The sequence below is a fragment of the Calothrix sp. NIES-2100 genome (genome assembly GCF_963875285.1).
Taxonomy (GTDB): Bacteria; Cyanobacteriota; Cyanobacteriia; order Cyanobacteriales; family Nostocaceae; genus Aulosira.
In genome coordinates this window covers 4,464,171-4,475,895 of record NZ_CAWNLA010000001.1, presented here as the reverse complement: position 1 = coordinate 4,475,895, position 11,725 = coordinate 4,464,171, and the positions used below count along the sequence as shown (strand labels likewise).

The following is an 11,725-nucleotide window of genomic DNA, read 5'->3' as shown; positions in this document are numbered from 1 at the left end:
GGCATTGGTGAAGATATAAGAATAATTATCGGCGGGATATTCGCGAAATTGGATTGCAGAAATAGTAATTGGGTTCTCCGATATAGTAATTGGGTTCTCCGATATAGTAATTGGGTTCTCCGATATAACAATTGGGTTCTCCGATATAACAATTGGGTTCTCCGATATAACAATTGGGTTCTCCGATATAACAATTGGGTTCTCCGATATAGTAATTGGGTTCTCCGATATAACAATTGGGTTCGCCGATATAACAATTGGGTTCTCCGATATAACAATTGGGTTCGCCGATATAACAATTGAGTTCTCCGATATAACAATTGGGTTCTCCGATATAGTAATTGGGTTCTCCATTTCAATAAATGCTTATACTTTTAGCAAAGTATTAAAGTAAAACTTATCAATTTCAACATCATAGCAACAGGCATTTGTAGGGGCACAACAATGTTGTGCCCTCAACGCGTGGTCTTAATCACTTCATCAAGAATCAGCTTGTAGCGTTACTCAGCCTTTCAGGGCACAGCAGTGCTGTGCCCCTACGGTGGATGTGGTTTAAATCACTGTTTAATTCTATTATGTGAATACATTGCCTGAAATCTTCGGCAGCGAATATGCCTTTAACCTTGCACATCAAGCTATTAGGTGGATTCTCCCTTTCTTATGGGGGGAAGCCTGTGGCTGGTATGCGCACAGAACGTTTACAAGCATTACTAGCTTATCTCGTGCTGCATCGCCATACGCCGCAAAGTCGTCAGCGCTTGGCTTTCCAATTGTGGACAGATTCAACCGATACTCAAGCCCGGACTAATTTGCGTCGGGAATTACATCAGCTGCGTCAGGTACTCCCCGATGCTGACAGCTTTATTTTAGCTGATGCCAAAACTTTGCAATGGCAGTCTGATGCATTATTTATACTTGATGTTGAGCAATTTGCACAAGCATTAGCAACAGCAGAAGCCGCTCAGGCAGCAAAAGATATTGAAAATGCAATACAATATTTTACTCAAGCAAGCAGTATATACACTGGAGAATTACTACCTGATTTTGAGGATGAGTGGATTGTACTATTGCGGGAACAACTGCGACATAAATATATCTGCGCTCTGGAATCTTTAATACAGTTGTTAGAAGCCCAAGGTAATTATCGTGTAGCAATTCAATCTGCACAACGTTTGCTGGAAATTGAGCCGTTACATGAAATCAGCTATCTAAGTTTAATGCGGCTACATTCGCTTTTAGGCGATCGCACTTCCGCACTTCGCGTTTACCATCGTTGCATGACAATTTTACGCGAAGAATTAGGCATCGATCCCAGCCCTAGTACTCGCCAGTTGTATGAGGAATTACTCCGCGACGAATCCGGTGATCTGGGCACTTCGACTTCTCTGCGAGACGCTACGCGAACGCTCAGTGCCCAGGGAGCAGAGAAAAATGACACAGCCGTTTCCCCCTCATCCCCCCCATCCCCCACTAGCGATTGGGGTGAAGCAATTGATGTATCTATATTTTACGGGCGCGAATTGGAACGGAGAAGGCTTCAGGAATGGATTATCAAAGATAACTGTCGTTTGATTGCGTTGCTGGGAATGGGTGGAATTGGGAAAACTGCATTAGCAGTGAAGATTGCCCAAGAATTAGTGGAAAATGGGGAAAGGGCTGTTGATTTTGTAATTTGGCGATCGCTGCGGAATGCTCCACCATTTGAAACTTTAATCAATGATTGGGTGTTGTTTCTTTCCCAGCAACAAGAGTCACAGACTGATTTACCGACTTTACTGGCTTATCTTCGTCGCCACCGTTGTCTGTTAATTTTAGATAATGTGGAAACTTTGTTTCAGGCGGGAAATCGTTCGGGAGAATATCGTATTGGGTATGAGCGATACGGTGAACTGTTCAACGTCATTGGGGAAACTATACACCAAAGTTGCTTATTATTGACTAGCCGAGAGAAACCTGGGGAAGTGGCTACTTTAGAAAGTCTAGATTCTAAAGTGCGATCGCTCAAGTTGTCAGGTTCACCAGAAGCCGCACAGGCTTTGTTAGCCGCGAAAAGATTAGTCGGCTCACAGACGCAAAAGCAGATATTATGCGATCGCTATGATAATAGTCCTTTAGCAGTGAAAATTGTTGCTACTTCAATTCAAGAACTATTTGATGGGGATATCAGTGAATTTCAAAAGCATGACACAGTTATTTTTAACGGAATTCGTCGGCTATTAGATCAGCAATTTGAGCGACTTTCACCATTAGAACAAACTATCATGTACTGGTTAGCCATTAACCGGGAATGGACAACTATTACTCAGTTACAAGAAGATATTGTTTCGCCCATCTCCACAGGCAGGTTATTGGAAGCTTTAGAATATTTGAATGGTCGCTCTCTTATCGAGAAAAAATTGAGCAGCTATACTCAACAATCTGTTGTCATGGAATATGTGACTGACCGATTGCTTGAGCAAATTATCAATGAATTGACTACGGGAAAACTTTCCCTATTCCTCAGCTATGCACTAATCAAAACAACAGTCAAAGATTATGTGCGCGAAAGTCAAGTTCGGCTAATTTTGCAGCCAATTATCGAACAAATCAGCCGAATTTTTCCTTCAAAATCAGGACTAAAAGCGCAAATTCAGGAAATTACCGAGTTACTGCGACAACCAGAAAATAAATTATCAGGGTATGGTGGCGGAAATCTGCTCAATCTTTGTCGTTATTTACAAATCGATTTAACCAGCTATGATTTTTCTAATTTAAGAATTTGCCACGCTTACCTTCCCAGACTAGATTTACATCAAGTTAGCTTTGCTGATTGTGATTTTGCTAAGTCTGTTTTTACCCACAGCTTCGGCGGAATTACAGCTTTAGCCTTCAGTCCCAACAGCGAACTTTTAGCCACAGGTGATGGTAAAGGCGATATTTATCTATGGCAAATTGCTAATAGCGATCGCCTGACTATAAATATAGGTCAACCATTCTTAATTCTCAAAGGACATCATAACTGGATCTGGTCACTGAGCTTTAGTCCTGATGGGCAAACAATCGCCAGTGGTAGTGAAGATGGAACAGCGCGACTGTGGAATCTCAGCACAGGTGAATGCTTAAGAATTTTATCGGGACATACGGGGATAGTCTCTTCAGTCGCCTTTAGTCCAGATGGTAGTGCGATCGCCACTGGTAGCGCTGATTTTACCATGAGATTATGGGATGCCAATACAGGTGAGTGTTTGCAAGTTTTCTTAGGGCATAATCATCAAGTACGCTCAGTTGCTTTTAGTAGCAATGGTAAAATCCTTGCTAGCGGTAGTAGTGACTCAATTGTCCGGCTGTGGAAAGTCTCTACTGGTGAACCTTTAAAAGTTTTAACCGGACACACCAGCGAAGTGTGGTCAGTCGCCTTTGCTGCTGATAAAAATATCCTCGCCAGTGGTAGCTATGACCAAACTATCAAGCTGTGGGATATTTCTGAAGGTAAGTGCTTAAAAACTCTGACCGGACATCAAAGTATGGTGTGGTCTATAGCTATCAGTCCAGATGGGCAATTCCTGGCTAGTGGTAGTGACGATCAAACTATCAAGCTATGGGATATTTGTGAAGGTAAGTGCTTAAAAACCCTGACCGGACATCATAGCATGGTGTGGGCTGTGGCTTTTAGTCCAGATGGGCAATTCCTCGCTAGTGGTAGTGACGATCAAACTGTGAAATTATGGGATTTAAATACCAAGCAAGTTTTAAGGACATTGCACGGATATGCAATGCAAGTGTGGTCAGTCGCTTTTAGTCCTGACGATCAAATCTTAGCTAGTGCTAATACTGGTTCAGTCAGTCTGTGGAATGTAAACACAGGGCGATGCTGGAAAATATTACAGAAAGATACCAATTGGTCAACATCAGTAGCTTTCAGTCCCAATGGTCAACTTCTCGCCAGTAACGGTTCTGAACCAACCGTGAGAATTTGGGATATCAGCACAGGTGAATGTCTGAAAATATTGCAGGGACACCAAGGCTGGGTAGTAGCATCTATCTTCAGTCCGGTAGCAGAAATTCTGGTAACTTGCAGTTTTGATCGCACGCTCAAAATCTGGGATATTCCTGAAGGTAAATGTATAAAAACATTAGCAGGACATACAAATTGGATTTGGTCTGTAGCTTTTAGTCCTGACGGACAAACCTTAGCTAGTGGTGGTTTTGATAAGACAATTAAAATTTGGGATATCCGTAATGGTGAGTGCTTAAAAACCTTGCAAGGACATACCAACTGGATTTGGTCTGTAGCTTTTAGTCCTGACGGTCGAAGATTAGCTAGTGGTAGTACCGACCAAACCATTAAACTCTGGGATATTGCCACAGGTGATTGTGTGAAAACGCTACAGGGACACACCAATCAAATTTTTCAAATCAAGTTTAGCCCGAATCAGCGAATGCTAGCAAGTTGCAGCACTGACCAAACAATCAGACTGTGGAATATTGATTCTGGGGAATGTCTAGCGATTTTACGCGGACATACAAATCAAATCCGGGCGATTGCTTTCAGTGCAGATGGACAATTGATTGCCAGTGGCGGCGCGGATGAGACAATTAAGCTTTGGGACGTAAATACAGGTAAGTGCTTGCAGACCTTGCAGAGCGATCGCCCCTATGCAAACATGAACATCACAGGCGTGACAGGCTTAACCGACGCACAAAAAGCCACCTTGAAATTGCTGGGTGCGATCGTCCCTTCGTAAGCTAATGCGCGTCTAAATTGCATAACTACTAATAAGGACTGTTAACAGTCAACAGTCAACAGTCATCAGTCATCAGTCATCAGTCAACAGCCCTCACAATGGATTATGCAACTTAAAAGCAGAATAGCTTAATTATGACGGTTTCGGATCGCTTTGGGAACGGTTGGCGATCGCTTCCTTCGCTAACTTAATAAATGAAACACAGAGAGCAAAAAAATTGAGTTTTTTCATATTTTGTTCTCTAAAAAAAATTATTACTCTCTTGCAATTTATGTAAGGTGGGCATTTCCCACCCTACTTTCTACTGACAACTGACAACTGACAACTGACAAATTATGCATCGACCTCTTAGCATTACCGAACACAATTTTTGGTTATACGATCAAGTCGCAATATTTAATTTTGCCATGACTGCCCAAATAGCAGGAGATATTAATATTAGCAAATTAGAACAAGCACTTGATTTTGTTCAGCAAAGACATCCATTATTAAGAGTAGGTATTGTTCTCGACACAGCCAGGAAACCTTGGTTTCAAGAATATTGCGCGAAAATTCCTTTGCGAGTTGTACAGCGTTTAGGAGAAGAACATTGGCAACAAGAAGTTGAAAAAGAAATTACCCAACCATTTGATTGGAGACAAGCGCCGCTAATCCGAGTAGTACTAGTTCATTCTCCTGAAGTTTCCGAACTGATTGTTACTGTTCATCACTCAATTGGAGATGCTTTAGCGTCTGTTTACTTGCTGAGGGATATTTTGCAAGCAGTCGGTTTACCAAATAGCGAACGAAATATATTACCTCTACGTCCTGGTTGTGAAGACATGATTGCAGAAAAGCTTTGGGGTTTCCACAATCTACCCAGCCTAGAAAACATTAATACTGAAGTTTCACCCTCAATTATTAATGATTTTACCAATGCAGCAGCAAATACATTTGTAGATTGGCGTTGTCTTCGCCTACTGGCTTGGTCATTGTCAGCAGCAGAAACGACTTCGTTAATTTCACGGTGTCGGGAAGAACAAACTACTGTACATGCTGCTATTTGTGCGGCTTTTCTCTTGGCGGTTTCTCAAGATAGCGGACAGCAGTTTGAACTTAAATGTATATCGCCGATTAACGTCCGAGGTTTCCTAGCACCTTTGATAGCAGAAGATTATGGCTATTATGCGGCTGTGGGGATAACTAGGAATAGCGTTACCCCTGATCTTACACTTTGGGACATAGCGCGATCGCTCAAATCGCAACTTCATCAGCAAATGACACTAGAACACATAGCTGAAAAAATTGCCCCAAGCCAAGCTTTTTTGAATACAAATCCTAGCCCCCAGCAGCTACAGCAAGGATTTGTTGAAGGCTATAATCATGACATTGTAGTCTCTAATCTTGGGCGTTTAAATATCCCCCAACAGTTTGGCGACATCCAACTAAAAGCAATCTATGGGCCTGCTGTAACAACATACATGAAAAACGAACGTCTCATAGGCGTTGCTACCCTAGGCGATAAAATGTTTTTCACCTTTACCTATTTAGACCCAGAAACTTCACCAGAGAAAGCTGTGCAAATTCAGCAAACAGCAATGGAACAACTCAAGCAAGCGCAAGCACTGAAAAATGAAGTATTAAGTATGAAATACCTCTAGTACTCTGTTACATAAACAATGCTTAGTTTGGGCTGGGAAAAGGAGAAAGGGGAAAGGGGAAATGTTAAAGGTTTTTCCCTTCACCCCTTTCCCCTTATTAATATAGTTAATACCAATTTAATGTGAAGTTGCACATATCATGATCCCCCTAAATCCACGCCACTTGCTACAACGGGGGGAACCCCCGCAACGCAGTGGCTCCCCTTTTTAAGGGGGACTTTAATTCTTTCCCCCCCTTTTTTAAGGGGGGCTAGGGGGGATCGAATTCTATGCAACTTCATAAAGAATTGGTATAAGCTTATTTCTGTTAATCTACTTAAATTTTCATTCTTTATTAGCTCTAGTTTCTTGAATTACATGAAAAATCGATGGTAGCAAAGAAACAACAATAATCAAACCAATAATCGGTAATAAATATTTATCTACTTGTTCCGGTGGTAAAGATTTTCCTAAGAAGAATCCTAACAAAGTAATCCCAAATGTCCACACAAAGCCACCAACTAAGTTATAAGACATAAATGTCCGATAATGCATAGAACCAACACCTGCAACAATTGGGGCAAAAGTTCGCACAATCGGTACAAACCGCGCTAAAACAATTGTTTTCTTCCCATGTTTATCATAAAAATTTTGGGTTTTCACAATATGTTTTTTATGAAATAACCATGAATCTTCTTTACTAAATAATTTTCTACCAAATCTAAATCCAGTAGCATAGCCTACATTATCACCAAGAACTGCACAAACAAACGCACCAAAAATTAACACCCAAATGTTGAGTAAGTGCTGAGAAGCGACAAATCCAGCAGTAAACAGCAAGCTATCTCCAGGTAGAAAAAAGCCAATCAGCAAGCCAGACTCAGCAAATATAATTCCCCATACACCAAAATAGCCGAGTGATTTAATTAGTTCTGGTAAATCCAAATGCATATAATATCGAACCTTTTACGCATAAACATACAACATCTTAACGTTAGGCTATTTTGAGGAATGCAAACTAATATTAAGATTACGTGAATATATTGTTTTTTAGACAAAGTATTCATGACAACTAGTAGATTTTGGGTTAAGGGTGCAAAATGCAGAGATATTGGAAAGTCCTCAGACTATTTTGGAGTACTGCGATCGCTGCTGAGATGGAATATCGTGTTAACTTTATCGTTGCTACCATCACCAGCTTGGGAAATCTCGCAGGTAGCCTGTTTGGGCTATTCTTGTTTTATCGCACTGGCTACACTTTTGCTGGCTGGTCATGGAATGCAGCTTTAGTTGTTCTCGGCATTTTTACACTCTTACAAGGTTTTTCTTCTACCTTTCTCGCCCCAAATTTGAATAGCATTGTCCGCCATGTGCAAGAAGGTACTTTAGACTTTGTTTTACTTAAACCTATCCGCAGTCAGTTTTGGCTATCTACTCACACCATATCGCCTTGGGGAGTACCCGATTTAGTTTTTGGTACTGCGATTATTGGCTATGCAGGTAAACGCCTTGGCTTGAGTATCAACAACTACCTAGCCAGTGCAGTTCCCTTATTGTTGGGTTTGGTGATTCTTTATAGCCTGTGGTTTATGCTAGGCGCGACAAGCATCTGGTTTGTGAAAATCTACAACGTTACCGAAGTACTACGGGGTTTACTAGAAGCTGGAAGATATCCCATCGCCGCTTACCCTACTGCTTACCGCTTTTTCTTTACCTTCGTAGTACCAGTAGCTTTTTTAACTACAGTTCCAGCGGAAGCCATGCTAGGTCGGGGACAGATTACCTGGGTCATAGGTGCAGTGGTATTGGCATTAGGGCTATTTTTGGTTTCCATCTGGTTTTGGCGGTTTGCCTTGCGTTTTTATACCAGTGCTTCGAGTTAGAGACAAAAAGCGATCGCAAATAGTCGAAGTCAAAAATTAAGTTTTGCAACTCGTAAATCAACTTTTGCGATTCGTACAATTAAGTTTTGCAACTCGTAAATCAACTTTTGCGACTTGTAAACTAACTTTTGCGACTCGTAAATCAACTTTTGCGACTCGTACAATTAAGTTTTGCGATTCGTAAACTAGCTTTTGCGACTTGTAAACTAGCTTTTGCGACTCGTAAACTAAGTTTCTGACTTACTTTTTAGAGCGATCGCTCAGACCAGAGCGCTCCTATTGATCGCAATTTCCAGTTAAATTTTCCAAATATTTGTCAAAATCTTAGAAAGTCTTCAGGAACTTTATATAGCAGATATGATTTCAATATAAATATCGTGGAAATCACTGTTGACAGTCAACTGCTTTAAACCTGAAAGGATACAAAATGAGTTCTGAATCTAAAGTCAAACTGACCATCGCTCTTGCCAATCCCGATTTGGATGCAGAGGAACAGGAACAGGAAGCACGAAATCTCCTGGAAGAGATAAAAGACTTAGATGTAGAAAGTGCAGAACTCGTAGCTGTGACAGAAATACCCGAAGGCGCAAAGTCTGTTGGAGGTTTTTTGGTAGGAGTGTTGCGAGCAGAGGTAAGCCTTGCCAATTTTAAGAAACTGTTGGGGGTTTTGCGCGATCGCTCTTAGTTAAAGGCTGGTATTGTTGATTATCATCTAAATGCCATCCCTGCAAAGAATTCGGGTCAAAGGGGTCATAAACAAAGTAATCTGAGGTATGAAAAGTTTGTTCGTAAAGATTTTTCTTGATACCTTTGTCGATTGCGGCGGTAGATGGTGACATTAATTCCACAATTACATCAGGATAACGACCATTTTCTTCCCACACTACCCATCCTTGTCGAGAATTATTACCGTCAACATTCAGTACAGCAAAAAAATCCGGCCCGCGAAAGTCACGGTTACGAACTTGGGTACTGCTGTAGTAAATAAACATATTTCCCCCAGTAAAATAATCATTGCGGTCAGCCCAAGCTTGCTGCAATGACCGAATTAGGGTATTCATCGCAATGCGGTGGCGATTTGATTCCAAGGGTTCACCATCATCAAATATTAAATCTGTAGGTGGCATGGGGGGTTCCCAGTCCACAACGGCTGTTGGTTGCAATATCGCTGCTGGGTTGTTTTCAGTAGTCATGAGCGATCGCCTTTCTCTTGAAGCCTTAAAATTCCATCTTAATGCTCTCAAAGCTGACTAAAAAACCCGCAGTCTTAACCCAGATTTCCGGTAAAATCAAGATCCTAAAGACTGTGGATCGGGAGAAACTAGGGGTGTCTACACTTGGCGTAAATATTGACCATATCGCTACCATCCGCCAAGCACGGCGAACGGTGGAACCTGACCCCGTAGCGGCGGCTGTGCTGGCTGAATTAGGCGGTGCGGATGGCATTACGGTGCATCTACGGGAAGATAGAAGACATATTCAAGACAGGGATGTGCGAATCTTACGCCAAACTGTAAGAACGCACTTAAATTTAGAAATGGCCGCTACTGAAGAAATGGTAGCGATCGCTCTCGATGTCAAACCTGATTATGTAACTTTAGTACCAGAAAAACGGGAGGAAGTAACAACAGAAGGTGGTTTAGATATTGTGGGGCAAATTGCTAAAATAGGGGAGATAGTTGATAAATTGCAAAATGCTGGCATTCCAGTTAGTCTATTTATCGATGCCGAACCGTCACAAATTGCAGCATCTGCCAAAGTGCAAGCAAAGTTCATTGAATTGCATACTGGCCAATATGCTGAGGCTGTCGATGAAACTAGTCGCAAGCAAGAGTTAGCCGTATTAGCTAAGGGGTGCGAGCAAGCGATTCAAGCAGGATTGCGAGTTAATGCTGGTCATGGTCTGACCTACTGGAATGTTTATCCTGTGGCTAGTCTTCCCGGAATGGAAGAACTCAACATCGGTCATACCATCATCTCTCGCGCCGCTTTAGTTGGTTTAGAAAGAGCTGTCCGGGAAATGAAACAAGCAATCCGAGGAGAACTTTGAACTAGACACGGAGAAAAGATTCCACTCATATTGGTCGTAGCACTCTCCGCGTCACCGCGTCTAAGCATCTTTGCGTCATCTTCGCCAACAGTGAACTGATTAACAATGCAAAAGCTCAGAGGGGTCAATAACTGCGTAATCTGTGAAATTTGGGAGCAAAATCTTCAGCAAAGACTTCTATGAGCGCAACACAATCTAACAGTCTGCCACTTTGGGTACAGGATCGAGATAAAGTTATTGAAGGAAGTACTGATGCCCAATGGCGCTATCAGACACCTCCTGATTATTCTCGGTCTAAAGAGAATTTGGCGAAAGAAAGTACACGTAATCACTTAGAGGGAACCCTGGAAGCGATCGTGCAAAACCTGGTAAGAACCTTTGAGATGGAAGTGTCTTTCAAAACTAACCCACAACAGTGGTTATCTGTTGTGAATGACAAGTTTCGTGTAAGTACTAATGGAGGTCAAGAATACACAGCTACAGATTTATCAGCCCAAGGTACTTACAATTTATTTATGGCTGATTCAGCGCATTACAAAGCCTCGGCTGAAAGCTTTGAATCCTCAGGTGAAATCTTCCATTCCACATTTCCCCAAGGATTTCCTTGGGAGGTTTTGGAAGTGTACTCCGGCCCGCCAACTGTGACATTCAAGTGGCGACACTGGGGACATTTTAACGGTGCATACAAAGACTATGCACCAACTGGAGAGACAGTAGAAATTATCGGCACGAGCGTTGCTAGAGTTACCGATGACTTGCAGATAATTTCTTTGGAACACTACTTTGACAATACGCTGTTTTTAGAAAAACTAACAGCTGGCGGTAAACTGCCAAGTAGTAACAAAGCCAGTGCTTGTCCCTTCGCTTCTTGGTTTAAAAAAGTCAAGAATAGTTAATTTTTCAGGGTACAGTATATAGACTGTACCCGGTAATTAATCATTAACAACCACAGGATGAAAATGAAAACATACTATTACGTTTTGGCTAGTCAACAATTTTTAATACACGAAGAACCCATCGAAGAGGTTATCAAAGAACGTACCCGTCACTATCACGAACAAGAAAAAGAAATTGATTTTTGGTTGGTGAAGCAGCCAGCTTTTTTAGAAGCACCAGAAATGGCAGAGATTAAAGCCAACTGTCCCCAACCTGCGGCGGCAATTATTTCTACCAATGCGCAATTTATTACCTGGCTAAAACTGCGCTTAGAATATGTGATCGTGGGAGAATTTTCAGCACCTTCTGATACGATTTCTAACCCCATAGCATCTCTAGCTACCGTATCATAATATACTTATGGGCATGGGGCATGGGGCATTGGGCATGGGGCATGGGGCATTGGGCATTGGGAAGAAAACTCCCCACACTCCCCACACTCCCTTGTCCTCCTTCTCCCCCCCTGCTCCCCCGCTCCCCTGCCTCCTGGGGGAACAAAATCTATCTTGATGA

General features: G+C 42.0%; 8 protein-coding genes and 1 pseudogene. 7 read left to right on the top strand and 2 right to left on the bottom strand.

Annotated elements, in window-relative coordinates; translation table 11 throughout:
- Positions 1-611: 611 nt before the first annotated feature.
- Together AACU32_RS18325 and AACU32_RS18320 are read left to right on the top strand one after the other, a co-directional pair.
- Positions 612-4,724, top strand: coding sequence for a BTAD domain-containing putative transcriptional regulator (locus AACU32_RS18325; RefSeq protein WP_096602058.1), 4,113 nt, complete (start codon positions 612-614; stop codon positions 4,722-4,724).
- Between the two features lie 335 nt (positions 4,725-5,059).
- The gene (locus AACU32_RS18320; protein ID WP_096602055.1) at positions 5,060-6,364 is read left to right on the top strand and encodes a phthiocerol/phthiodiolone dimycocerosyl transferase family protein; all 1,305 of its coding nucleotides are present in this window, start codon (positions 5,060-5,062) and stop codon (positions 6,362-6,364) included.
- Positions 6,365-6,688: 324 nt separating this feature from the next.
- Here AACU32_RS18320 and AACU32_RS18315 read toward each other — a convergent pair whose 3' ends face one another.
- The gene (locus AACU32_RS18315) at positions 6,689-7,294 is read right to left on the bottom strand and encodes a DedA family protein (RefSeq protein WP_096602052.1); all 606 of its coding nucleotides are present in this window, start codon (positions 7,292-7,294) and stop codon (positions 6,689-6,691) included.
- Positions 7,295-7,443: 149 nt separating this feature from the next.
- On the opposite strand from AACU32_RS18315, the gene AACU32_RS18310 reads away from it, so the two are divergent.
- Positions 7,444-8,226, top strand: a complete 783-nt coding sequence (locus AACU32_RS18310) for an ABC transporter permease (RefSeq protein WP_096602049.1) — start codon at positions 7,444-7,446, stop codon at positions 8,224-8,226.
- A 427-nt stretch (positions 8,227-8,653) separates the two neighbouring features.
- Positions 8,654-8,911 carry a hypothetical protein gene (locus AACU32_RS18305; RefSeq protein ID WP_339378048.1) on the top strand — a complete coding sequence of 86 codons (258 nt, stop codon included), beginning with the start codon at positions 8,654-8,656 and terminating at the stop codon, positions 8,909-8,911.
- Here the strand turns inward: AACU32_RS18305 and AACU32_RS18300 are convergent.
- Positions 8,898-9,419 (bottom strand): annotated as a pseudogene (locus AACU32_RS18300) (Uma2 family endonuclease); the annotation flags it as partial. The gene AACU32_RS18305 and the pseudogene AACU32_RS18300 overlap by 14 nt on opposite strands.
- A 134-nt stretch (positions 9,420-9,553) precedes the next feature.
- Here AACU32_RS18300 and AACU32_RS18295 point away from each other — a divergent pair.
- The 3 genes from AACU32_RS18295 (at position 9,554) to AACU32_RS18285 (ending at position 11,565) form a co-directional block, all read left to right on the top strand.
- Positions 9,554-10,276, top strand: a complete 723-nt coding sequence (locus AACU32_RS18295; RefSeq protein WP_096608066.1) for a pyridoxine 5'-phosphate synthase — start codon at positions 9,554-9,556, stop codon at positions 10,274-10,276.
- A gap of 179 nt (positions 10,277-10,455) precedes the next feature.
- Entirely contained in the window at positions 10,456-11,172 is a 717-nt protein-coding gene (locus tag AACU32_RS18290; RefSeq protein ID WP_096602046.1) for a SnoaL-like polyketide cyclase, read from the top strand.
- Positions 11,173-11,235: 63 nt separating this feature from the next.
- Positions 11,236-11,565, top strand: a complete 330-nt coding sequence (locus tag AACU32_RS18285) for an MgPME-cyclase complex family protein (protein WP_096608065.1) — start codon at positions 11,236-11,238, stop codon at positions 11,563-11,565.
- Positions 11,566-11,725 lie beyond the last annotated feature (160 nt).

Coding starts and splice junctions, on each gene's coding strand:
- AACU32_RS18325 (WP_096602058.1), top strand. CDS start 612: ATGCCTTTAACCTTGCACATCAAGCTATTAGGTGGATTCTCCCTTTCT.
- AACU32_RS18320 (WP_096602055.1), top strand. CDS start 5,060: ATGCATCGACCTCTTAGCATTACCGAACACAATTTTTGGTTATACGAT.
- AACU32_RS18315 (WP_096602052.1), bottom strand. CDS start 7,294: ATGCATTTGGATTTACCAGAACTAATTAAATCACTCGGCTATTTTGGT.
- AACU32_RS18310 (WP_096602049.1), top strand. CDS start 7,444: ATGCAGAGATATTGGAAAGTCCTCAGACTATTTTGGAGTACTGCGATC.
- AACU32_RS18305 (WP_339378048.1), top strand. CDS start 8,654: ATGAGTTCTGAATCTAAAGTCAAACTGACCATCGCTCTTGCCAATCCC.
- AACU32_RS18290 (WP_096602046.1), top strand. CDS start 10,456: ATGAGCGCAACACAATCTAACAGTCTGCCACTTTGGGTACAGGATCGA.
- AACU32_RS18285 (WP_096608065.1), top strand. CDS start 11,236: ATGAAAACATACTATTACGTTTTGGCTAGTCAACAATTTTTAATACAC.